Raw genomic sequence first — 23,516 nt, forward strand, 5'->3', positions numbered from 1 at the left:
CGGCACGCGTCACGTCAGGACGTGGCGGTGACACCCCTCAGCACCAGCTCTTTCACCCGGAGCCGCGTCGCGCCGGGTTCCCAGGCGAAGCGGATCAGGTCGGCGGAAGCCCCCACCTCGATGCGGGCACGCCCGCCGACGAAGCGGCCGGGATTGACGGTCGCCAGCCGGAGAGCGTCCGCGAGGGAAAGATCGCCCATCCGCATCGCGATCGGAATATCCTCGATCAGCGGACGCGCCGCGCCGGCGAGGTAGGGCGTGCCGGCAATCCCGAGGCGACCGTCTTCCCGCAATTCCACGTCGCCGCCGATCGGCTGGCGATACGTACCGGGCGGCAGACCTCCGAGCGCCGCCGTATCGGACACCAGCACCGCGCGTTCCAGCCCCTTGGCGCGGAGCATCGCCCTGAAGGCGTCGGCGGGAAGGTGATGGCCGTCGGCAATGAAGGAGGCGGTGAGGCGATCATCGGCAAGCTGCGCCCAGATGAGGTTGGGGTGGCGCGGCAGGGTAGCCGCAACGCCGTTGCCGAGATGGGTGGAAAGCGCCGCGCCGGCATCCACCGCCGCGCGGATCTCCTCCGGGCCCGCATGCGTGTGCCCGATGGCGACGTGCACCCCCTCCCCCGTCAGGGCTCGGATATAATCGGGAGCTTCGGGATGATGCGGCGACAGCGTCACCATGCCGACCAGCCCGCCCGAGGCTTCCTGCCATCGGTGGAATTCGGCCAGATCCGGCGGGCGGACGTGCTCGCGCGGATGGGCCCCGCGCGGTCCGTCCTCGGGGGAGATATGCGGGCCCTCGACATGGACGCACGGAATGGAATGCGCCAGGTCGGGATCGCTTTCGCGTGCCCGCGCGATGGCCCGCAACGCCGCGCCGATCGAGCTTTCGGACGCCGTGATCAGCGTCGGCAGGAAGGTGGTCACGCCGTTGGCGCGCAACACGTGCGCCAGCGCCTTCACCGTCTCCGGAAGGAGACCGGGGGCGTTCAGGTCGTGCCCGGCGAAACCGTTGACCTGCAGGTCGATCAGCCCCGGCCCCAGCCAGTCCTCCGCGTCGGACGGCCCCTCGCCGATCGCCGCGATCATCCCGTCCGCGACGGTGACAGCGAGCGGGAGACCGGAAGCCGGGTCCCTGCCGGTGATGGTGCGGGCCAAACCGCTTTCCACCTGGCTAGCCCCGGCCCGTCGGCGCGGAGGCGGCGTCCAGATAGAGCGTCGCGTCCGCGTGACCACGCAGCGCGCTCGCGGGACAGGCTGTCGAAACCGGCCCTTCCAGGGTCTGCCGCACGGCCTCGCGCTTGGCCTTGCCCGGCACCACGCAAAAGATCTTCGCGGCCCGAAGCAGGCGCGGAACGGTAAGGGTCACGGCCCGCTCGGGCACGTCGTCGAAGCTCGCGAAGCAATCGTCATCCACCTGCTGCTGCCGGCAGACATCGTCGAGCTCCACGATCTTCACGTCCAGCGGATCGCCGAAATCGGCCACCGGCGGATCGTTGAACGCGATATGCCCGTTCACGCCGATGCCCATGCAGACGATGTCGATGGGAGCGGCGGCGAGCAGCGCCGCGTAGTTCCGCACGGCCTGCGCCGGGTCCTGTCCGGGGTCGATGAGGTTGACCGTACCGAAGGGGAGCCGGTCGAAGAGGTGCTCGCGCAGCCAGAGCGCGAAGCGCTGCGGCGCATCCTCGGGCAAGCCGATATATTCGTCCATGTGGAAGGCGGTGACGCGGCTCCAGTCGATGCCGGGCTGGGCGCGCAGGGCTTCCAGCATGTCGGACTGGCTCGGCGCGGCCGCGAAGACCATGCGGACGCGGTCCTGCCGGTCCAGCAGCGAGCGAAGCGTCGTGGCCACGTCGGCTGCGGCGGCGCGGCCCATCTCGGCCCGTGTCGGAGAGATCTGGAAATTCATTCTGGGCCGTTATCCCTGGGTTCGTTGGTCGTATCGGGAGATGACGCCGGTTGCGGCGGCAATCGTTCGAGGATCAGCAGCAGCGATCGCGCGATGTGGAACGGGTCCTTGACGGGCAGCGCCACGGTTCTGGTCAACGGAGCGCCCTGCCGGTCGCGGATCTGGATCCACTCCTCTCCCGGGCGGCCCGGAAACGTCGCGGAGATGTAGCGGGAAAGCCGGTCGTACCAGGCGCCCACATCCTCGCGACCGGTTTCCAGATGCAGGAGCAGCATGGTGTAGAGCGCCTCGGCGTGCGGCCACCAAAGCTTGGTGTCCCAGGTTTCCTGCACCAGCCGCTCGTAGCGGTCGTCCACCAGCCGTCCGCGCGGTTCGCCGCCGTCGCGGTCGACATAGCGAAACAGCCCGCCCGCTTCCGTGTCCCAGCCGATGGTGGCGGCATGGACGGCGATATCCGCCAGCACGTCCGGCTTGAACAGCGCGTGTTGCGCGAAAGCCCAACGGTCGCGCACCATCTCGCCGGCATGCAGGAAAAACCAGCAGGCCTCCAGCACATGACCGGGCGTGCGATGCCGGGCCAGCAGCGTATCCGCAAGCTCCGGATCGGCCGGCTTCATCTCGAAGACGTCCGCCCCCTGCAGGAACTCGCCCTCGATCTGCCCGATCGCGTCGATGACCGTTCCGGCGGAAGCGTGCGATCCCGTTGCGGCATGGACCTCCGCGCCCACGCCCACCAGGATCATCGGCAGGGCAAAGCTGCCAAAGCCCGTCGGCACGGGATAGGGCTCCGTGCGCGCGCGGCCGGCGAGGATGCGGTCCCGCGCGTTCTGGAGGAGACGGTCGGCCGCCTCGCCCCAGCGGTCGCTCCCGGTTTCCGCCGAAAGAGCGGCGAAGCCGAGCGCCACGAAGAGATCGGCGAAGACGCTGGTATGAAGACCGCCGCCGACCTCCGGCTCCTTCGGCATTCCGTCTTCCGCCAGCAGGAACGCGGTGCTGCCATCGGGCAGCAGCGCATGGCTCTCCAGGAAGAGCGCCGTCCGTTCCGCCCGCTCCAGGCATTTCGCACCGTCGAGATCGACGAGGCCCAGCCGCGCCGCGCGCGACAGGCGCGCCATCAGCCAGATCCACCGCCCCTGCGACCAGGTGTACTTGTCGCGCGAGAGAAGGCGGGAATTGTCGTTCGACCAGCAGGTGAAGACACCGCCCCGCGCGTCGTCCGGCCCATGCCGGAGCCACCAGGCGAGCACGTCTTCCGTCAGGTGACGGGAGACGCCGGCCCGCAGCTTCTCAAGCTCTGCCGTCGTGCCGAAATCAGGCACGGGCGGCGGCCAGTGCACGCTGCTCTTCCTCCGGCATTTCCGTGCCGATGGAGGCGATCAGCGCGTCGGAGGCGGGCTTGTGCCAGGGATCGATCAGGCCGATCACCACGTAGCTCACCATCGAGCAGAGCACCGGCCCGGCAACCGTGATGGTGGTCGTCCAGTCCGGGTTGAGCGCCTTGATCTCGCCGGCGAAGACATACTTGATCAGCACGAAGGCGAGAATGCCGAGCGCCCAGGAGCCGATGGCCGCGGAGGGACCGCTGCGCCGGAACGCCGGCAGCAGGCCGAAGAGCATGGGGATCGCGATGGGTCCGACCAGCGCGCCGAACCAGAGGATGATCAGGCCGAGCACGCCGCCGAAGTTCTTGGCGGAAAGCGCGATCACCATGGACAGAGCGATGAAGACGAAGGTGCTGATGCGGCCGATCCGGAGTTCCGTCTTTTCCGACACGGTACGGATCCCCTTCCAGACCGCCGGCAGGATGTCGCGGGTGACCACGGCGGAAACGGCATTGGCGTCCGAAGAGGTCATCGCCATCGTGTGCGCGAACATGCCGGCGAGCACGAGGCCGATCAGGCCGCGCGGCAGAAGGGTTTCCGTCAGGATGGCATAGGATTGCTGCGGCTCCGCGAGGTTCGGCAGCAGGATCGGCGCGGCCCACATCGGGAAAAACAGGATCAACGGCCAGACCAGATAGAGCGCGGCGGACAGCAGCGCCGCCTTGCGGGCCTGCGAACCGTTGGGCGCGGCGATGAAGCGCTGCGCCAGGTTCCACGTGCCGCCATTGTAGGACAGCGTGTTGATCAGGAGATAGACCAGCGCGAAGACCGCCGTGTACTGGCCGTTGAAGAGGTGCGAATGCCCTTCCGGCAGCTGGTCCCAGATCGTGAACACCGAACCGAAACCGCCGAGCCTGGCGGCAGCCGCGATGAACATCACGATGCCGGCGACGAGCTGGATCAGGAACTGGCTGAAATCGGTCATCGCATCGGCCCAGAGGCCGCCCACCGTCGCGTAGATCAGCGTGACGCCGCCGGTCAGCAGCACGCCCCAGACCAGCGGCACGCCGGCGAAGACGTTGAGCAGCAGCGCCGTCGCGGTCCATTTCGCGCCGACGTCGAAGACCTTGAGGGCGCCGCCGCTCCAGGCCAGCACCTGCTGGGTCGGCACGTTGTAGCGGGTCGTCAGATATTCCAGGGGAGAGATCACGTCGAGCCGCTGGCGCAGCCGCGCCCAGCGCGGCGCGAACGTAAAGGCGCCCACCACCATGGCGATGGTGATCGTGCAGGCCCACCAGACATAGATCGTGAAGCCGGCCGTATAGGCGATCGCGGCATAACCGACGAAGACGGCGGAGCTGTAGCCCGACATGTGATGCGACACGCCGGACAGCCACCAGGGCATCGCGCCACCGGCGGTGAAGAAGTCGCGCGCGTTCTTCACCTTGCTCCGCGCCCAGATACCGACGCCAATCATCAAGATGAAATACGCCGTCAGCACGGCCCAATCCAAAATGGACATATTTTCCCCTCCGGCATTCTGCCTTGTGCTCTCATACTTCTATGCAATCGGTTTCCGGTCAACATGCAACCGGTTGCATAGAAGATTATCGCCTGCTCGCTTGCTCGTGCCGGCCATCCGGATAGAAGAAGGGATGAGTTCGATACGGACGGTGTTGTGAACCCGACGATCCAGCAGGTTGCGGAAGCCGCGGGCGTTTCCCGTTCCACCGTGTCCCGCGCCTTCACCCGGCCGGACATGCTGAACCCGGAAACGGTCGCGCTGGTGCGGGACGTCGCGGCGCGGCTCGGCTACGTGCCGAGCCAGGTCGCCCGTGCCCTGTCCACCGGCCGGTTCGGCAACATCGCGCTTCTGGTGCCCGATGTCGGCAATCCGTTCTTTCCCCCCTTGATCCGTGCGGTGGAGAAGCAGGCGGACCTGTCCGGGGCTTGCGTGTTTCTCGGCAATTCCGACGAGAACCCCGAGCGGGAGAACGTCCTCCTGAAGCGGCTCTCCGGGCAGGTCGACGGCTTCATCCTCGCGTCCTCACGCCTCTCGGATGCGGAAATCCGGGCCCATGCCGCGCGACGGCCGGTGGTGCTGGTGAACCGCGACATCGCGGGCCTCGGGCGCGTCCTGATCGACAGCGCCCAGGGCGTCGGGGACGCGATCCGGCATCTTCACGAACTCGGGCACCGGCGCATTGCCTATGTCAGCGGACCGTCGGCATCGTGGTCCAACCAGCAGCGATGGTCGGCCGCATCCCGGGGGGCGCGGGATCTCGGGCTGGATCTGGCGCTGATAGAGGGCGAGCAGCCTTCCTTCGAAGGCGGTGCGTCGGCCGCGCGGCTGGCAGTGGACACGAGGGTCACCGCTGCGATCGCCTTCGACGATTCCATGGCGCATGGCCTGCTCGCGGGCTTCTCTGCGGCGGGTGTCGACGTGCCGGGCACGATCAGCGTGATCGGCTGCGACGATGTGCTGGGCGCCAGGACCTATCCGCCGCTGACGACCATCTCCTCCGGCGCCGACGATGCCGGCCGCCTCGCGACCGACATGCTGATGGGCCTCCTGGGGGGAAGTCAGGCAGGTGAAACCCTGCGTCTGCCCACGACCCTGATCGTCCGCGCGACCACCGCGATCGCCCGCCAGGGCTCGTAGTCGAGACGCTGGCGCGGCGTCACGATCTCGCGGGTTCGCTGGCGCGGAAGCTTTCGTCGAGCGCCCTGTTCACCGCATACATCCCCGTGGTGCGGAACTCCGTGGGGCTGGTGCCGAAGGTACGGCGGAAGGCCTTGGCGAAGTAGTTGGGATCGGAAAAGCCGCAGGCGATCGAGATCGCCTTTACCGGGAGGTCGCCGCTCTCCAGCAAGCGGGCGGCCCGGCGCATGCGCTCGTTCAACACGTATTCGGCGGGGGGAATGCCTTCGGCCGCGGTGAAGATGCGGGTGAAATGGGCGCGACTGAAACCGGCGAGCCGCGCCAGCGCTTCCACGTCGAGCGGTTGGTCGAGATGCTCCCGGACGTAGCCCCGGATGGCGTCGAGAGTGCCCGCGTCCTCGCCGCCGGCGCTGTCGGAGTGGGGAGCGAGCAGGTCGTCGTAGAGCGCCATCAAAGCCTGGTAGGCGAGCGACGAGGCCGTGCCTGGCCGCTCCGGGAGATCCTGACCGGCTCTTTCGAGGAGCCCGTGACAGCTCGCGGCAAGAAGCCCGATCGCCTCTTCCGAAAGACGGAAAACCGGACCGCGAACATCGAGGATCGTCTTTTGCAGCCGCAGCGCCTCCTGACCGTACATGGAAATCCAGAAGAACTCCCAATGGTCCCCTTCCGCCAGCCAGTAGCGGTGATCGTGCGGGATCATCACGAGCATGGTGTCGCCAGCCTCGATCCGGTGCAGGCGACGGTCGTAGGTGAGATGGCCCCGCCCGCTCAGGGTGTGCTGCAGGACGGTGAAGGGCGTCTCGCCCCGCTTGCGGCCGCTCCAGTCGTAGCTCTGGCTGGTGACGCGGTCGTAGCCGAAATTGGTGGGCATGGCGTGCAGCCGGTGGCGTCCGCGCGGCAGCGAAAGCGTCTTCATCACCGGGCCGTTCCGCGTCAGGGCATCGAGCACAAAATCACCCATATCAGCACAATTCCGCTCTAGAACTTCGGCTGCTCCAATCGGTATTACTCTTTCAAACGTCGATGCCGCGAGTGAATTTCACCCGCGCTCCGACCAAAGGCGAGCGTTTCTCGCCAGAGCCGCCCGCCGGAGCCGATCGCTTCAGGAACGAGGGGCCGAAGGGAAGGGAGAAGGTTCGGATGTCCTCAGGGATCAAGATCGCCATTATCGGCGCGGGCAGCGTCGGGTTCACCAAGAAGCTCGTGACCGACATTCTCTGCGTGCCGGAGCTGCAGGATATCGAGTTCGCGCTGACCGACATCAACGCGCACAACCTCGATCTCGTCCGGCAGATCGTCGAGCGGATCGTCTCGGTGAACGGGCTGCCGACGCGCGTCACGGCGACGACGGAGCGTCGCGAGGCGCTGGAAGGCGCGCGCTACATTATCAACTGCACGCGGATCGGCGGACTGGAGGCCTACCGCCACGATATCGAGATCCCGCTGAAATACGGCGTCGACCAGTGCGTCGGCGACACGATCTGCGCCGGCGGCATCCTATACGGCCAGCGCAACATCCCGGTGATCCTCGACTTCTGCCGGGACATCAAGGCGGTCGCGGAGCCGGGCGCCAAGCTCCTGAACTACGCCAACCCCATGGCGATGAACACCTGGGCCGCGCTGGAATATGGCGGCGTCGATACGATCGGCCTCTGCCACGGCGTGCAGAACGGCTGGCGGCAGATCGCCAAGGCGCTCGGCGCGGAGCGCAAGGAAGACGTCGACATCTTCTGCTCCGGCATCAACCACCAGACCTGGTACCTGGACATCCGCTATGGAGGTCGGAAGATCTCGAAGGACGAACTGGTCGAGGCCTTCGAGCGCCATCCCGTCTTCAGCCAGCAGGAGAAGGTCCGCATCGACGTCCTGAAGCGCTTCGGCTTCTATTCCACCGAGTCCAACGGCCATCTCTCCGAATATCTGCCGTGGTATCGCAAGCGGCCGGGCGAGATCCTGAACTGGATCGATTTGTCCGACTGGATCCACGGCGAGACCGGCGGCTATCTCCGCTACACCACGGAAAGCCGGAACTGGTTCGAGACGGACTTCCCGCAGTTCCTGGAGGAGGCCGGCCAGCCGATCGACGCTTCCCGCCGCACCGACGAGCATGCGAGCTGGATCCTCGAAGCGCTGGAAACCGACCGGGTTTATCGCGGGCATTTCAACGTCCGCAACAACGGGATCATCACCAACCTGCCGGCCGACTGCATCGTGGAAAGCCCCGGCTTCGTCGATCGGTTCGGCCTCAACATGACGGCCGGCGTCACCCTGCCGGAAGCCGCGGCCGCGACCTGCATCGCCTCCGTCAACGTGCAGCGCATGTCGGTCCACGCCGCGATGACCGGCGACGTGGAACTCCTGAAGCTGGCGGTGCTGCACGATCCGCTGGTGGGCGCCGTCTGCTCGCCGGAAGAGGTCTGGGCGATGGTGGACGAATTGCTCGTGGCGCAGGCGGAATGGCTGCCGCAATATGCCGAGGCGATCCCGGCCGCCCGCGAGCGCGCCAGCCGCTCGACGGTGCAGACCACCGACTGGGCCGGCGCGGCGCGCCAGCGCGTGCGCTCCGTCTCCGAAGTGCGCGAGGCGACCTCCCGAAAGAAGGAGGCGGCCCTCGGCCAGATGCCCGGAGCCTGAGGACGACGGGAACGACGACGAGAGGCCGGCAACGTCCGGCCTCCGGGACAACAGAGCTGCCGAATGGCAGCCGGCCGGACATCGGCGCAATGGGAGGGAAGACGATGATGCATTGGAGGACGACGGTTGCAGCCGTCGCGTGTCTCGGTCTGTGGTCGGCGGGCGTTGCCCGCGCGCAGGAGCTGAAAGGCCCGGTGCCGGTGCCGGCCGGCAAGTCGCTGCAGAAGGGCGAGCGGACGCAGGTCGCCTATGACAAGCTGATGCAGATCAAGGCGCTGCCATCCTATTCCGAGCCGGACTGGGTCAAGGCGCTTGTCGACCAGGGCAAGCTGCCGCCGGTCAAGGATCGTCTCCCCGCCAAGCCCATCGTCGTCGACACTTCATCGGTGGAGGGAACGGGCGTCTATGGCGGCGTCATCCGCCATGTGTCCGGTGCGCGCCCGCAAGGCTGGAACTGGATGGCCGGCAACATCCTCGCCTGGGGCGGCGTGGAGGAGATCGAAAGCCAGTGCCTCGTCCGCCTCGCTCCGGTCTGGATGCTGACGCCGGAAAAATCGGAGCCGCTGCCGCAGCTGGCGACGCATTGGGAATGGTCCGATGACGGCCACGCGCTCACCATGCATCTGCTGGAAGGCGCGAAGTGGTCGGACGGCCAGCCTTTCGGCGCCGACGACGTGATGTTCCTGTGGAACGACAACATGGGCGATCTCAACGTTCCGGCCTGGGGACGGCCCGAGGCGTTCGGTGCCGGCACGACGCTGGAGAAGGTCGACGACAACACCATCCGCTGGCACTTCAAGGAAAAGAATCCGGCGACGACCCTCTATCAGATGGGTTTCCAGAAGCTCTGCCCGGGTCCGGCGCACATCCTGAAGCCGCTGCATCCGAAGTACAACAAGAGCGCGACCTACCAGAGCTACATCAACGCCCTGAAGCCGGAGAACACGCCGGTCGTGTCGATGGGGCCGTGGACCGTCACGGAATACAAGCCGGACCAGCTGATGGTCATGCGGCGCAACCCGTATTTCTACGAGGTGGACGAGAAGGGCAACCAACTGCCCTACCTCGACGAGGTGCAATACAAGCTTTCCACGTGGGAGGACCGGACGGTCCAGACCGTCGCGGGCTCGGCCGACTACGCCAACATGGAAGATCCGTCGATCTACCTGGAATCGCTGCGGCAGGCGAAGAACCCGGACTTCCCCGACAAGATCATCTGGGGCGCGCGAGCGCTCGACTGGTCGGTGCTGCTGAACTATTCCACGAATTGCGGCGTGCAGAACGATCGCGACAAGGCGATCCGCAACCTCAACCGGACGCTGGATTTCCGCCGGATCATCACACAGGGGATGGACCGCGAAGCGATCGGCCAGAGCCTCGTGCGCGGGCCGTTCATCACGCCCTTCCCCGGCGGGCTGCATCTGGAATCCGACTTCGGCCAGCCGGACATGGCGGTCTATTATCCGTATGACCTTGCAGGCGCGAAGGCGGCGCTGGCCAAACTCGGCTTCAAGGATACCGACGGCGACGGCATCGTGAACTGGCCGAAGACCGCCATGAGCGGCCCTCTGGCCGGGCAGAACCTGCAGATCAACCTGCTGTACACGACGCTCTACACGACCGATTCCAATGTCGCGCAATCCGTGGTCTCCATGATGCGGGATCTCGGCGTCTCCATCCTGCTGCAGCCGAATTCGACGGAGCTGGAGAACACCATCGGCACCTGCCAGTGGGACTGGATGGTCCGCCGCATCGACCATGACGCGCAGGCACCGCTGCTCTACCTCGACCGCATCGCGCCGCTGGCGGCGAACAATCCGGAATGGCACCACGGCACGGCGCAGGAGAACCAGAACCTCCTCCCGTTCGAGAAGCAGCTGGTGGACATCATCGGCCAGATCCGCACGGAGGTCGATCCGGCCAAGCGCAACGCCCTGCTGCGCGATTACGACAAGGTGGCGACGGAGAACGTCTATCAGGTCGGTCTTGTCGCCGTTCCCGCCGCGATCCTGATCAACAAGCGCTTCCACAACGTGCCGCCGGGCACGCCGGTGCTGGCCTATGGCTGGGGCGAGGATGCCTCGATGCGCGAGCGGTTCTGGGTGGCCAAGCAGGATCAGGGCAAGGTGAGCGAACTCGCGCCGAAGACTCTGCCGGGCGTGAAATAGTCCGCTGCCGTGCCCGGGCCGGAGCGATCCGGCCCGGATCTCCAAAACCGGAACGGAAGGCATGCCATGCTTTACTTCCTGATGCGGCGTCTGGTGTCCGCCATCGGCCTGATCTTTGTCGTCAGCATCGTCTCGTTTCTGCTGATCCAGGCCCCTCCCGGGGACTACGCGACGACGCTCAAGGCTGACGCAATGAGCCGCGGCGGCATGAGCGAGACCGAAGCGGAAGCCATGGCGCAGGCCGCACGGGTGCGGCTCGGGCTCGATAGGCCGCTGCCCGTCCAGTACTTGCACTGGATCGGCGGCATCGTCGGCCACGGCGATTTCGGCCCGTCATTCAGGCAGAACAAGCCGGCCGCGCAAGTCATCGGACAGCGCATCTGGTGGACGCTCGGCATCGCCATCGTCTGCCATTTGCTGGCCACCGTGATCGGCGCCGGGCTCGGCATCTTCGCCGCCGTCAACCAGCACCGGCTCGGCGACAGCATCGCCACCACCTTCGCCTTTCTCGGCATGACGATCCCGCGCTTCTTCATGGCGCTGGTGATCCTCTATCTCCTGGCTTTCGTGATCCACTCGCCGAATATCGGTTCGCTGTTCTCGGCCGATTACGTCTTCGCGCCGTGGTCGCTGGGCCGCCTCGGCAACCTTTTCCTCCATGTCTGGCCGATCATCCTGATCGCCAGCTTCGGCGGCCTCGCCTACAATCTCCGCGTCATGCGCGGCAATTTGCTGGACGTGCTGCGACAGCCCTTCATCGAGGCGGCGCGGGCCAAGGGCCTGCCGGAGCGCAAGGTGATCCTGAAGCACGCGGTGCCCAACGCGATCCACCCGCTCGTCATGTATCAGGGCGTCATCATGCCCTACATGATCTCCGGCGAGCTGGAGACCGCGATCGTGCTTTCGGTCCCGACGATCGGCCCGCTGATGTTCCAGTCGCTGATCTCGCAGGACATCTACGTCACCGCGACCATCTTCCTGTTCCTGTCCGTGCTTCTCGTCGTCGGCAATCTCCTCGCCGACCTGGCCCTCGCGCTGATCGATCCGCGCATCCGGCAGGGAGCGCACCCATGACCATGCCCCCCATCAACGATCCCGCGACCGACCTCGTCTTCGCGGACGGCGCGCTCGTCGCCAGTTCCGAAATCCGCGAAGTTCGCTCGCGCAGCTATATGGGCCTGGTCTGGCGACGGTTCCGCCGGCATCGGCTGGGCCTCGTCGGCGCGGTTCTCGTGGCGCTGATCATGCTCACCGCGATCTTCGCCAGCGTGCTGGCGCCCTACGATCCCTACCAGCGCGACGGCAAAAGCATCTACCTGCCGCCGCAGCGCCTGCATGTCTTCGCCGATGACGGGTTCCACCCTCTGCCCTTCACAAATCCGGTGAAGCTCGACCTCGATCCCGACACCTATGAACTGGTGCCGACGATCGACACGGCGACGCGCTGCTCCGTGTCCGTTTTCGGCAAGGGCTGGACGTACAGCTTCTTCGGCATCCGCACCGACCGGCACCTCTTTGCCCCCGCCCCCGATTGCGGCTGGCATGTGCTCGGAACCGACAGGGACGGGCGGGACATGCTCTCGCGATTGCTGATCGGCAGCCGGCTGACGCTGCTGATGGCGGCGGTGGTGGTGACGATCTCCGTCATCATCGGCACGCTGGTCGGCATGGTGTCCGGCTATTTCCGGGGCGCGGTCGACCATTGGCTGCAACGGATCGTCGAGTTCATCCTGGCGCTGCCGGAACTGCCCTTCTACTTCGCGCTGGTCGTGATCATTCCGCGCAACGCCGATCCCTTCCGCGTCTTCCTGGCGCTGGTCGGCATTCTCTCCGTGATGAAATGGGCTCAGCTCGCCCGCGAGGTGCGCGGCAAGACCCTGTCGGTGGCGAGCCTCGACTACATCGTCGCCGCCGAGGCGGTCGGCACGCGAACGCCGCGCATCGTGCTCCGGCATATCCTGCCCAACGTGCTCAGCCACGTCGTGGTCGCGACCACGCTGATGATCCCCTCCATCGTGCTGCTGGAGAGTTTCCTCTCGTTCCTCGGCATCGGAGTGCGCGCGCCGCTCGTGTCATGGGGGCTGCTGCTCAATGCGGCGAGCGACCTGCAGAATCTCGGGTCCTATCCCTGGGTGCTGACGCCGGTCGTCGCGATTCTGATCACGGTGATGGGTTTCAACATGCTGGGCGACGGGCTGCGCGATGCCATCGACCCCTACCAGAACTGAGGAGCTCGCCATGCCAGGCGCCCCGCTCATCGCCACGACCGGTCACCTCCTCGACGTCCGCGACCTCTCCGTGCGGTTCAAGCTGCAGGACAATACCGTGCAGGCGGTGGACGGGGTCAGCTTCCATGTCGACCGCGGCGAGACGCTGGCGATCGTCGGCGAATCCGGCTCCGGCAAGTCCGTCAGCGCCCGCGCGATCATGCGGCTCCTGCCGCGCACGGCGCTGATCGGCAAGGAAACGCGGATCCATTTCGACGGCCAGCGCATCGACATGGCCAGTGAACGCCAGATGCTCTCCATTCGCGGCGACAAGATCGCGATGATCTTCCAGGAGCCGATGTCGTCGCTGAACCCGATCTACAAGATCGGCAGCCAGATCGCGGAAACGCTGATGCTGCACCAGCGCTTGACGAAGAAGCAGGCGCTGGCGCGTTCGCTCGACCTGTTGAAGCAGGTGCATATTCCCGAGCCAGAAGCCCGGCTGGAGCAGTTTCCGCACCAGCTCTCCGGCGGCCAGCGACAGCGCGTGATGATCGCCATGGCCATCGCCAACGAGCCGGACCTCCTGATCGCCGACGAACCCACGACCGCGCTGGACGTCACCGTGCAGGCGGAGATCCTGAAGCTAATCGCGCAGCTGCAGGCGAGCTACAACATGGGCGTCGTCCTGATCACCCACGACCTCACCATCGTGGAGAAGGTCTCCGACAGGGTCGCCGTGATGCGGCTGGGCAAGCTCGTGGAGAGCAACGGGACGGAGGAACTCTTCCGCCATCCGCAGCATCCCTATACGCAGCGCCTCCTCGCGTCCGAGCCCAAGGGCACGCCGCAACCGTTGCAGGCGGACGCCGCGACGGTGCTGGACGTCGACAAGCTCTGCGTAGCCTACACCCTGAACTGGGGCGGCCTCTTCAGCCGCCAGACCCGCCAGCTCGTGGCCGTGAACGACATCAGCCTCGATATCCGGCAGGGCGAAACGCTGGGCGTGGTGGGCGAATCCGGCTCCGGCAAGACCACTCTCGGCAAGGCGGTGCTACGGCTGATCCACAACGACAGCGGAAGGATCCTTTTCCATGGCGAGCGCCTGGACGACAAGGACAAGGCGGAGATGCGGCCTTTCCGCACCAGGATCCAGGTCGTGTTTCAGGATCCCTTCGCCTCGCTCAACCCGCGCCTGTCGGTTCGCGAGCTGATCGAGGAAGGGCTGATCGTCAACGGGATCGGCACCGGCAGTCGCGACCGGTTGGTCCGGGTGCGCCGCGCCCTTTCCGACGTCGGCCTCGATCCCAACGTGCTGAACCGCTATCCGCACGAGTTCTCCGGCGGCCAGAGACAGCGCATCGCCATCGCCCGCGCGCTTGCACTGGAGCCGGAATTCATCGTGCTGGACGAGCCGACCTCCGCGCTCGATCTTTCCGTCCAGGCGCAGATCATCGACCTCCTGCGCGATCTCCAGGTCCGTTACGGGCTGACCTATCTCTTCATCAGCCACGATCTGAAGGTGGTGCGCGCGCTCTGCCACCGCGTCGCCGTCATGTCCGCGGGCCAGGTGGTGGAAACCGGGGAGACGGCGCAGGTGATGGATGCGCCGGTCCATGATTATACGCGCCGCCTGATCCGCGCCGCGCTGGAGGTGGACGCCTGAGCGCCGCCCCCCTCGCCCTCCCAATCATTTCAGAACAGGGACGTTTCCCATGACCAAGATTGCCATGATCGGCGCCGGCTCCACGGTGTTCATGAAGAACCTCCTCGGTGACATCCTCCAGGAGCCGCTGTTGGCGCAGTCCACCATCGCGCTGATGGATATCGACGAGCATCGGCTGGAGACCTCCCGGCTCGTCGCCTCCAAGGTGGCCGAGGCCGTCGGCGCGTCGCCCACGATCGAAGCCTATTCCGACCGGCGCAGGGCGCTGGAAGGGGCCGATTACGTCGTGCTGATGATCCAGGTCGCCGGCTACAAGCCGGGCACGGTGACGGATTTCGAAATCCCGAAGAAGTACGGCCTGCGCCAGACCATCGCCGACACGCTCGGCATCGGCGGGATCATGCGCGGCCTGCGCACAGCGCCCGTCCTGGTCGGCATCGCGCGCGACATGGCGGAAGTCTGCCCGAACGCGCTGATGCTGCAATACGTGAACCCGATGGCGATGAACTGCTGGGCGCTGTCGCGCTTCGTGCCGGAAATCCGCACCGTCGGCCTCTGCCATTCCGTGCAGGGCACGAGCAAGGAGCTGGCGGAGGATATCGGCGTGCCGATCGATGAGATCCGCTATCTCTGCGCCGGCATCAACCACATGTCGTTCTACCTCAAGTTCGAGCGCCGGCTGCCTGACGGCTCGATCGAGGATCTCTATCCGCGCATCCGGCAGGTCTATCAGGAGGGCCGGGCGCCGGACTGGAACCGCGTCCGCTACGAGGTGATGAAGCACTTCGGCTACTTCGTCACCGAATCCTCGGAACACTTTTCGGAATACGTGCCGTGGTTCATCAAGCGCAACCGGCCTGAGCTGATCGAGCAGTTCAACATCCCGCTCGACGAATATATCCGCCGCTGCGAGGTCCAGCTCTCCACCTGGAACGAGCAGGAAAAACAGCTCGTGGCCGGCGGCGGCATCGAGGTGAAGCGAACTCACGAATATGCCGCCCGCATCATCATGGCGGAGCTCACCGGCGAGGCGACGGTGATCAACGGCAACGTTCGCAACGACGGGCTGATCGACAACCTCCCGGCGGATGCCTGTGTCGAGGTTCCCTGCCTCGTCGACCATAACGGCATCCAGCCGATCCGGGTCGGCAAGCTGCCGATCGAGCTGGCGAGCCTGATGCAGACCAACATCAACGTGCAGGCGCTGACGGTCGAAGCCCTGGCGACCGGTCGCCGCGATCACGTCAAGCAGGCAGCGATGCTGGACCCCCATACGGCGGCAGAACTGCCGCTGGAGGACATTTCACGCCTCGTCGACGACCTGATCGACGCTCACGAAGGCTGGCTGCCGATGCTGAACTGACGCGCGAGCCGTTGCTGCCGGCAATGGCGGCGACGGCTGTCGTCGTCTTCGGGAAACCGCGTCGGCGTCCCGGGTGATCGGTGCAGACCGTCTCGCGAAACGCCGCCACCTCCGCGTCGGGCACCGAAACCGTCAGGTTCCCTGCCGAGCCAGCAAGGGTGTCGTCCCGTAGCGCTGCTTGAACAGCCGGGAGAATGAGGCGGGATCGGAAAATCCGCAGCGGTAGCCGATCTCGGCAATGCCGGTGCCCCGGGGACAATCGGAAAGCAGGGTCCGCGCACGCTCCAGTCGCTGGTTGCGGATGTACTCCGCGACCGTGGTTTCGGTCGGCTCGAACAATCGGTTCAGATGCCTCGGGGACACGCGAAGCCGGTGGGCGACGAAGTCCGGCCGGAGCGCGAAGTCCCCCAGGTTTTCCTCGATGATGGTCATCGCCGCCGCGAGCATGCCGAACTTCCTCGCGGAGTTGCGGCCGCTCAGCGCCTCATCGAGGACTTGCCGGCAGGCCCGCACGCTTGCCGGGTCGTGGCGCACCATAAGCTCTTGCAAGGCGCGGTTCAGCGTCGCGGTGAGAACGCGACCGCCGCCGATCCCGCCGTCGATCTTGACGGCTCGCGTGCGGCGGGCATCGGCATCGCCGCCCGCCAGCGTGGACGGCGGCAGCTCGATCAGGATCTGCCGCATGCGGCGCGTGAAGCCGTAAAGGAACGGGCGGTCGGCATCGTAGACCAGAAGGTCTCCGGCTCGGAGCGTCAGGCAGTGCTCCCCCTGGAAGAAGAACGCGTCTCCTTCCAGAAGAAGGCAGGCGAAAAGCGAGTCCAGCGGCTGGCGCTTCATGATTTCCGGGGTGCGCTCGACGATGTGCTGCTCGCCCCGGATATCGCTGATGCGGAAGCCGTTGCGGTCGTAATGATCGGCGCTTACGCGCAGTCCGTCCGCCGCGTGGGTGGAGCAACGCACCCCGGACAGGCTCGCGACGTTGTAAGCCTCCCAGTATTCGATGCGCTCGCTCTCGGGCACATCCATCGTGGAGATGCGCGCGTGGCTGCGTTCTTCCGTCATTGCCCCCTCGCGGCACACCCGCCGGCTCCGATCGCATGCCGCATGTCCGGCCGATGACATGGCGGCCCCGGATACTTGTCGAGGAAGGACTCCATTCTTGTCAATTCCGGACATCTCGCCCTTTCGCGGGCGGCCCGGCTGGCGGCGGCAAGAGCGGCGGATAAGGTCGACGGCAGCCAGGAGCGACCGGCCTTTGCGGTAGCCCCTGCCTGAAAGGAGATTTCTGTCGATGTCCGAAGCAAGCAGCATCCCCTGGCGGTTCGACCGAAACCGGGCGGCCCTCATCGTCGTCGACATGCAACGCGACTTCGTGGAGGAGGGCGCCATCATGGAGGTGGCCATGGCGCGCAGGGCCATTCCCACGATGGCGCGGGTCGTCGAGGCCTGCCGCGGCGCGGGCATCCCGGTCATCTACACGCGGCACGTCCTGCATGACGAGTTCGACATCTCGCCGCTGGAAGCCGCCTACCAGCCCAGGCTGAAGACCTCCGGCATGCGCGCCGGCACGCCCGGCGTCGAGATCGTGCCGGAACTCGCTCCGCTGCCGCGTGACGTCATCGTCACCAAGCACCGCTACGACGCCTTTCACGACACGCAGCTGGAAACCGTGCTGCGCAACATCCGCGGCGAGCGGCAGGTCGACACCCTGGTGATCATCGGCACCGTTACCAGCGTGTGCTGCGAATCCACGGCGCGCAGCGCGTTCATGCGCGACTACAAGGTCGCCTTCATCAGCGACGCCAATGGCGGCTTCGACGAAGCGTCGCACAACGCCTCGTGCGACATCCTGGGCAGGGTTTTCGCCCGGGTGATGCGGTGCGACGAGTTCCTGGGGGAAATGTGAGATGACCGAGAGCAAGTTCGACACGAATTACGAATGGAAGGCAGTCACCCTGCTGGGGCTCGGCTTTGGCCTCGTCGGGCTGGATCGCTGGCTGATCACGCCGCTCTTCCCCGCCATCATGGCGGACCTGTCGCTCACCTATAAGGATCTTGGCACGATCGTTGGCGTGCTCGGCATATCCTGGGGCGTGTTCTCGATCCTCATGGGCAACGTCTCCGACCGGATCGGCCGGCGAAAGGTGATCCTCCCGGCGATCCTCATCTTCTCGGTGCTGTCTGCCCTTTCCGGCTGGACGGGCGGCTTCGCCGGCCTGCTGCTTATCCGCATCCTGATGGGACTGGCGGAGGGCTCCTATTGCCCGACCAGTGTCGCGGCCACCGGGGAAGCGTCGCACCCGAAGCGCCGCGGCCTCAATCAGGGCCTGCAGATGAGCCTGTTCGCCCTCTTCGGCTTCGGCTTCGCCCCGATCATCGCCACGCAGCTCCTTCAGGTGGTCCCCTCCTGGCGGTGGGTCTTCGTGATCTCGGCCCTTCCGGGAATAATCCTGGCGGCCATCATGTATTTCGTGATCCGCGAACCTCGCGCCATTCCCTCCGCGTCCGTCCAGCAACCGGCAAAACGTTCGCAGGCGCGCCCGGGCTGGGGGGAGCTCTTCAGCAACCGGAATGTGCTCACCGCCATTATCGGGCTGTTCTGCGCGATGAGCGGCATCTTCGTGATGGGCGCGATGATCCCGAACTATCTCGTGGATTACCTCAAGCTCGGCGGGCAGCAGATGGGCTTCGTGATGTCGGCGATCGGGTTCGGCGGCTTTCTCGGCGAATTCGCGGTGCCGGGTATCTCCGACCTGATCGGGCGCAAACTCGCCGCCATCCTCGCCTTTATCGGCGCGGCGATCTTCCTCTGGCTCTTCTCCCGGACGGGCGCGAGCCCCACGATGCTCTTCGCCCTGCTGTTCTGCTCCGCCTTCTTCTGCCTCGGCCTGCTGGCGCTCTTCACCGGCCCGATCGCGATGGAAGCAGTGCCGGCAGCCCTGATCGCATCGGCCATCGGCCTGGTGTCTGGAGCCGGTGAGATCTTCGGCGGCGGGGTCGCTCCGTTCCTGGCGGGTATCGTGGCAGACGGATACGGCATCCAGTACACCCTGTATCTCGCCTTGTCGGGCCTGGTGCTGGGGGCGTTCGTCAGCCTCTTCCTGCGCGAGACCGCGCCCGGAAAAACGGCTGTGGTCGCCATCCCGGCCGGATGACCTGCCTGCCAGAATAAGTGGGCGGAGGCTTCCGAGCGGCGATCGGAAGCCCCCGCCCCAAACTCACCGGGCGGCCGCTCCCGGTTCGGCGACGGCATCTTTCGCAGGGTATGGCGGCTGCCAGGAGCAATCGTTCCCAGCATCGGGAACGACCCGCCGCCGAGCGGCCTGCGACGCTCCGCTCCAGATCACCGCCACGACGAATAGTTTGGCATCCATCCAGTTGTCGACCGGCGAGCGATCTGGTTCACTCCCGGGAACGACACCGTGACGAGCGGTGAGAATATCGGTCCAAAAGGATCCGGGGGGAGGCACATGGCACAGCTGCAGGACAAGGTTTGCGTGATCACCGGCGGCGCCGGGAGCATCGGGATGGAAACGGCGAAGCTGTTCCTGGCCGAGGGCGCCAGGGTGATGCTTGTCGATCTCGACCGGGAGCGACTCGAAGCGGCGGCGGCAGAACTTGCAAGCCGGGATCTCGCCACCATGCAGGCGGACGTCACGTCACGCGAAAGCGTCGAAGCCTTCGTGGCGGAAACGGTCCGACGCTGGGGCGGCATCGACGCGGTCTTCAGCAATGCGGGCAATTTCGGCACGGTGGCGCCCATCGAAGCCTACCCGGAGGCCACTTTCGACGCCGTCTATGCCGTGCACGTGAAAGGCGCCTTTCTCGTCTGCCGGGCCGCGGTGCCGCACATGGGGCGCGGCGGCAGCATCGTCATCACCTCAAGCGTTGCCGGCACCCGCGGCGACCCGGGAGTCTACGCCTATATCACGGCCAAACATGCGCAGGTGGGGCTGATGCGCTGCCTTGCAAAGGAACTCGCGCCCAGAGGCATCCGGGTCAACACGATCCATCCGGGACCGATCGAGAACGGCTTTCAGCACGCGGTCGAGGCCGATCTTTCAACCATCATCGGCCGCGATGGCGGGGCGTTCTTCGACGAGATCATCCCGATGGGCCGCCACGGCCGCGCCGAGGAAATCGCCCGGTCCGTGCTATATCTCGCCTCCGACCAGAGCAGCTTCACCACCGGAACCACGCTGATGGTGGACGGCGGGATGAGCGCCTGATCTTCCGCTGGACCCTTCCCCGGGGACAACCCGCCTTCCCCGCCCCGCCCGCGTATCGTCGAGCGGGCTAGCGGAGCAGCGCGTCGATCATGTCGGCGCTCAGTCCCACCGCATCGTAGTGCGCCTTGCACATGGCGATGTACTTGTGGACGTCGAAATAGCCGTTCGGCTCGCCGTCCTCGTCGAGCCAGATCAGCGGGCCCTCGACAATGAAGATCGCCTTCATCGGGTCCCGGTGCTCGTAGGCGACCAGCGTATGCCCCTCGCCCGGAGTCTCGTAGATGAAATCGCCCGCCGTGGCGGTCCAGTCGTGCTCCAGGTAACCCCATTTTCCGGAGATCGTATAGGCGAAGACCTGATGGGGATGGTAATACCGGTTCACCAGCCCGGCCCGTCTGGCGGTCAGCACGTCGCACCATTTGTTCTGGCTGGGCGAGATCCAGAGCGGGCGCGAGGACACCGTTTCCGTGAAGGGAACGTAGTAGCGCTCGTCCCCGGTGGCGGCGTCCGCGGTGTAGACTTCCGGCAGGGCGTTCGGCTGGAACACCGTGGTGATCGGCTTGAGGTCCTTCCAGAATTCCCCCGTCGCAGCTTCAGGCATGGCTTCCTCCGTCACCGCCCCCTCCGGGGCTGTTGCTGATCGTCCGTGGCAGGCGATCGCCCCGGCGGGTCAGCCGGCGGGCGTCGAATGCGGCTCCTTCAGGTGCGTGCCGGAGGGCGCGCTGTCGGACCCGGCGAGGGGCCGCGCCGGCGGCCGGTGCGACACGGGGATGAGGTCGCCCGGCACGACGCGGCGCAGGATGCCCCAGAGGCCGCGCGGTTCCACCATGATGACCCCGATGGAGAGCATGCCCAGGATGATGAAGTGCCAGACGCCGATCTCGGCGAGGTATTGCCGGATCAGGAAGAACACCACCGTGCCGATGATCGGCCCCTCGAAGCTGCCGATGCCGCCGATCACCACGATGAAGATCACGTAGACCGTCCAGTCGGTGATCGAGAAGGAGGCGGGCGGCGCGACGCGAAGCTTCTGCAGCGTGATGATGCCGCCGGCGAGGCCGAGGAACGGCGCCGTCCAGAGAAAGCAGAGAATGCGCGAGCGGATCAGGTTGACGCCGACGGAGCCCGCGCCCTCCTCGTTGTCGCGCATGGCGGTGAGGCCGAGGCCGATGCGCGAGCGCATCAGGAGCCAGGTGGTGGCGAGTGCCACGGCGGCGACCGCGAGCGCCAGCCAGTAGATGTGCGAATAGCGCAGCGCCGGCTGCACGCCCAGCGACCGGACCACGGAGACGGGCATGCTGACGCCCGAGCCGCCGCCGAAGGCGGTGAGCTTGCCGGCGCCCAGCATCAGCGTTTCCGCCACCACCCAGCTGCCGACCGCGAGATAGGCGGCGCGCAGGCGGAAGATGATCAGCATGACGGGCACGGCGAAGACCAGCGCGGTCGCGCCACCCGCCAGCAGCGCCAGGTAGGGGCTGAACCCGGCGAAGACGGCAAAGCCGAAGAAGGCATAAGCTCCGATGCCGACAAAGGCGTGCTGGCCGACGGAAACGATGTCGGCATAGCCGGCGAGCAGGTTCCACATGATGGCGATGACGAGCAGCGACAGGAACTGCGTCAGGAGCTGCAGCTGGGGAATGCTGCAGACCCACGGGCCGGCGATCAGGAAGCAGAGGCCGAGCAGCAGGAGCAGGCGTCCGGCGGGCACCAGCCAGGCGTTGAAGGGAGCCTTGGGCACCGGTGACACCTCAGTTCCGGGGAAACAGGCCCTGCGGCCTGAGCATGAAGATGATGAGGAAGACGATGTGGCCGGCCAGCACCTGCCATGCCGCGTCGAACTGGGCGCCCAGTGTCTGCGCGACGCCGAGCACGATGCCGCCGATCAACGTGCCCCACAGGCTGCCGAGGCCGCCCAGCACCACAGCCTCGAAGGCGGTGATCAGGCGGCTTGGCCCGCTCGTCGGATCGAAATTCGTCCAGACCGACATGAAGCCCGCCGAGATCGCCACCGTCACGCCGACGATCCCCATGGCGATGGCATAGATGTGGGCGGAGGGCAGGCCGACGAGATTGGCGGAGGAGACGTCGTCGGAAACCGCGCGGATACGGGCGCCCATGCGCGTGCGGTAGAGCAGCAGGTCCAGTCCCGCCACCATGACCATGGCCGTGACGAAGATCGCCAGCGGCAGCACGCCGACATTGATGCCCTTGCCCAGCATCAGGGTCGCCGTCTCGATGCCGCCGCCGGCGACCTTGCGGGTATCGGCGCCATAGGTGCCGAGCAGCCCGTTCTGGATGATGATGGAAAGGCCGAAGGTGACGAGGATGATCGGCAGCACGCCTTCGCCGATCACCCGCTGGAGCAGGTAGCGCTGCAGCAGGTAGCCGCCGAGAAAGGCGAGCGGCAGGGTGATCAGCACGGCGAGGATCGGATCGAGCCCGAAGGCCTGCGTCAGCGACAGGATGAGGAAGGAAACGAGGACAATCAGGTCGCCATGCGCGATGTTGACGAAGCGCATGATCCCGACCGACAGCGAGAGGCCCATCGCGAACATCGCGTAGAGCCCGCCGACCAGGACGCCCTGCAGGATTTGGTTGGCCCAACTGAAAAACATGTCTCAGACCCCGAAATAGTGCTGAGCGACGATCTCGCGCGTCGTGTCCTGCGGCCGGCCGGTCAGGTTCACCCGGCCTTCCAGCAGGCAGTAGAAGCGGTCGGCGACGGCGAGCGAGCGCGTGATGTCCTGTTCCACCACGACGATGCCGATGCCACGATCGCGGATCGCCGGGATGATCTCGTAGAGTTCGTTGATGACGACGGGCGCGAGGCCGAGGCTGATCTCGTCGCAGAGAAGCAGGCGCGGATTGGCGAGAAGCGCCCGGCCGACCGCCACCATCTGTTGCTGGCCACCGGAAAGCTCGCGCGTTTTCTGCCGCCGCCGCTCCTTCAGGATCGGGAAGTATCGGTAGACCTCGTCGAAGCCGATCTCGCCCTGCCGTCCGACTTCCCATCCGATATGGAGGTTCTCCTCCACGGTGAGCGAGGGGAAGAGCCGCCGGCCTTCCGGCACCAGCGCCACGCCGCCGCCCACGATCTCCGCCGTGGGCAGGGCCGTCAGGTCCGCGCCTTCCAGGAGGATGCGTCCCTCGGTGCGACCGACCTGACCGACGATCGCCTTCAGGAGCGAGGACTTGCCCGCCCCGTTCGCGCCGATGATGGAGACGATCTCCCCGGCCCGGACCTCCAGGTCCACCCCGAACAAGGCCCGGAACTGGCCGTAGAAGACGGACAGCTTCTCCACCGCGAGCAGGGTGCCGTTTCCTGTCGGTGCGACCGCCGGTCTCCCCGCCATG

General features: G+C 66.2%; 20 protein-coding genes. 10 read left to right on the forward strand and 10 right to left on the reverse strand.

What is annotated here, in order from left to right; genetic code table 11:
* Positions 1 to 14: 14 nt before the first annotated feature.
* From BMY25_RS12830 to BMY25_RS12845, 4 genes are read right to left on the reverse strand one after another with little or no spacing between them, the layout of a single operon-like run.
* Complete coding sequence (locus BMY25_RS12830) at positions 15 to 1,157, reverse strand: N-acetylglucosamine-6-phosphate deacetylase (RefSeq protein WP_238858311.1); 1,143 nt, start codon at positions 1,155 to 1,157, stop codon at positions 15 to 17.
* A gap of 16 nt (positions 1,158 to 1,173) precedes the next feature.
* Entirely contained in the window at positions 1,174 to 1,911 is a 738-nt protein-coding gene (locus tag BMY25_RS12835) for a glucosamine-6-phosphate deaminase (protein ID WP_238858312.1), read from the reverse strand.
* On the reverse strand, positions 1,908 to 3,248 hold the full coding sequence (locus BMY25_RS12840) for an AGE family epimerase/isomerase (RefSeq protein ID WP_238858313.1): 1,341 nt from the start codon (positions 3,246 to 3,248) through the stop codon (positions 1,908 to 1,910). The genes BMY25_RS12835 and BMY25_RS12840 overlap by 4 nt, the downstream gene beginning before the upstream one ends.
* Complete coding sequence (locus tag BMY25_RS12845) at positions 3,223 to 4,755, reverse strand: sodium:solute symporter family protein (RefSeq protein ID WP_092497148.1); 1,533 nt, start codon at positions 4,753 to 4,755, stop codon at positions 3,223 to 3,225. The genes BMY25_RS12840 and BMY25_RS12845 overlap by 26 nt, the downstream gene beginning before the upstream one ends.
* Positions 4,756 to 4,911: 156 nt before the next feature.
* Between BMY25_RS12845 and BMY25_RS12850 the strand changes: the two genes are divergently transcribed.
* Complete coding sequence (locus BMY25_RS12850) at positions 4,912 to 5,895, forward strand: LacI family DNA-binding transcriptional regulator (protein WP_238858314.1); 984 nt, start codon at positions 4,912 to 4,914, stop codon at positions 5,893 to 5,895.
* A 19-nt stretch (positions 5,896 to 5,914) separates the two neighbouring features.
* Here BMY25_RS12850 and BMY25_RS12855 read toward each other — a convergent pair whose 3' ends face one another.
* Positions 5,915 to 6,856, reverse strand: coding sequence for an AraC family transcriptional regulator (locus BMY25_RS12855; RefSeq protein ID WP_092497150.1), 942 nt, complete (start codon positions 6,854 to 6,856; stop codon positions 5,915 to 5,917).
* A 179-nt stretch (positions 6,857 to 7,035) separates the two neighbouring features.
* Here BMY25_RS12855 and melA (BMY25_RS12860) point away from each other — a divergent pair, with 179 nt between their 5' ends.
* The 6 genes from melA (BMY25_RS12860) to melA (BMY25_RS12885) all read left to right on the forward strand — a co-directional run bounded on the left by melA (BMY25_RS12860) (position 7,036) and on the right by melA (BMY25_RS12885) (position 15,933).
* Positions 7,036 to 8,529 (forward strand): alpha-glucosidase/alpha-galactosidase, encoded by a 1,494-nt coding sequence (gene melA, locus BMY25_RS12860; protein WP_092497152.1) that lies wholly within the window; start codon positions 7,036 to 7,038, stop codon positions 8,527 to 8,529.
* Between the two features lie 104 nt (positions 8,530 to 8,633).
* Positions 8,634 to 10,697, forward strand: coding sequence for an ABC transporter substrate-binding protein (locus BMY25_RS12865; RefSeq protein WP_177176853.1), 2,064 nt, complete (start codon positions 8,634 to 8,636; stop codon positions 10,695 to 10,697).
* A 66-nt stretch (positions 10,698 to 10,763) separates the two neighbouring features.
* The gene (locus BMY25_RS12870; RefSeq protein WP_092497156.1) at positions 10,764 to 11,771 is read left to right on the forward strand and encodes an ABC transporter permease; all 1,008 of its coding nucleotides are present in this window, start codon (positions 10,764 to 10,766) and stop codon (positions 11,769 to 11,771) included.
* The gene (locus BMY25_RS12875) at positions 11,768 to 12,925 is read left to right on the forward strand and encodes an ABC transporter permease (RefSeq protein WP_238858315.1); all 1,158 of its coding nucleotides are present in this window, start codon (positions 11,768 to 11,770) and stop codon (positions 12,923 to 12,925) included. The genes BMY25_RS12870 and BMY25_RS12875 overlap by 4 nt, the downstream gene beginning before the upstream one ends.
* 10 nt (positions 12,926 to 12,935) lie before the next feature.
* A complete protein-coding gene (locus tag BMY25_RS12880) occupies positions 12,936 to 14,570 on the forward strand; it encodes an ABC transporter ATP-binding protein (protein ID WP_238858316.1) in 1,635 nt (544 codons plus the stop codon).
* 49 nt (positions 14,571 to 14,619) lie between these two features.
* Positions 14,620 to 15,933 carry an alpha-glucosidase/alpha-galactosidase gene (gene melA / locus BMY25_RS12885; RefSeq protein WP_092497160.1) on the forward strand — a complete coding sequence of 438 codons (1,314 nt, stop codon included), beginning with the start codon at positions 14,620 to 14,622 and terminating at the stop codon, positions 15,931 to 15,933.
* A gap of 132 nt (positions 15,934 to 16,065) precedes the next feature.
* On the opposite strand, the gene BMY25_RS12890 is transcribed toward melA (BMY25_RS12885), so the two are convergent.
* A complete protein-coding gene (locus BMY25_RS12890; RefSeq protein ID WP_177176854.1) occupies positions 16,066 to 16,995 on the reverse strand; it encodes a helix-turn-helix domain-containing protein in 930 nt (309 codons plus the stop codon).
* Positions 16,996 to 17,224: 229 nt separating this feature from the next.
* On the opposite strand from BMY25_RS12890, the gene BMY25_RS12895 reads away from it, so the two are divergent.
* From BMY25_RS12895 to BMY25_RS12905, 3 genes are all read left to right on the forward strand, one after another.
* Positions 17,225 to 17,839, forward strand: a complete 615-nt coding sequence (locus tag BMY25_RS12895; RefSeq protein ID WP_092497162.1) for an isochorismatase family protein — start codon at positions 17,225 to 17,227, stop codon at positions 17,837 to 17,839.
* A gap of 1 nt (position 17,840) precedes the next feature.
* Entirely contained in the window at positions 17,841 to 19,088 is a 1,248-nt protein-coding gene (locus BMY25_RS12900) for an MFS transporter (protein WP_092497164.1), read from the forward strand.
* Positions 19,089 to 19,403: 315 nt separating this feature from the next.
* A complete protein-coding gene (locus BMY25_RS12905; RefSeq protein WP_092497166.1) occupies positions 19,404 to 20,162 on the forward strand; it encodes an SDR family NAD(P)-dependent oxidoreductase in 759 nt (252 codons plus the stop codon).
* Positions 20,163 to 20,229: 67 nt separating this feature from the next.
* On the opposite strand, the gene BMY25_RS12910 is transcribed toward BMY25_RS12905, so the two are convergent.
* From BMY25_RS12910 to BMY25_RS12925, 4 genes are all read right to left on the reverse strand, one after another.
* Entirely contained in the window at positions 20,230 to 20,763 is a 534-nt protein-coding gene (locus BMY25_RS12910; protein WP_092497308.1) for a 2,4'-dihydroxyacetophenone dioxygenase family protein, read from the reverse strand.
* A 69-nt stretch (positions 20,764 to 20,832) separates the two neighbouring features.
* Positions 20,833 to 21,909, reverse strand: a complete 1,077-nt coding sequence (locus BMY25_RS12915; protein ID WP_092497168.1) for a branched-chain amino acid ABC transporter permease — start codon at positions 21,907 to 21,909, stop codon at positions 20,833 to 20,835.
* 1 nt (position 21,910) lies between these two features.
* Positions 21,911 to 22,777, reverse strand: a complete 867-nt coding sequence (locus tag BMY25_RS12920; RefSeq protein WP_092497170.1) for a branched-chain amino acid ABC transporter permease — start codon at positions 22,775 to 22,777, stop codon at positions 21,911 to 21,913.
* 3 nt (positions 22,778 to 22,780) lie between these two features.
* Positions 22,781 to 23,515: an ABC transporter ATP-binding protein gene (locus BMY25_RS12925; RefSeq protein WP_092497172.1), complete on the reverse strand. Its 735-nt coding sequence runs from the start codon at positions 23,513 to 23,515 to the stop codon at positions 22,781 to 22,783.
* Position 23,516 lies beyond the last annotated feature (1 nt).

It is taken from the genome of Faunimonas pinastri (assembly GCF_900110915.1).
GTDB classification, from domain to species: domain Bacteria; phylum Pseudomonadota; class Alphaproteobacteria; order Rhizobiales; family Afifellaceae; genus Faunimonas; species Faunimonas pinastri.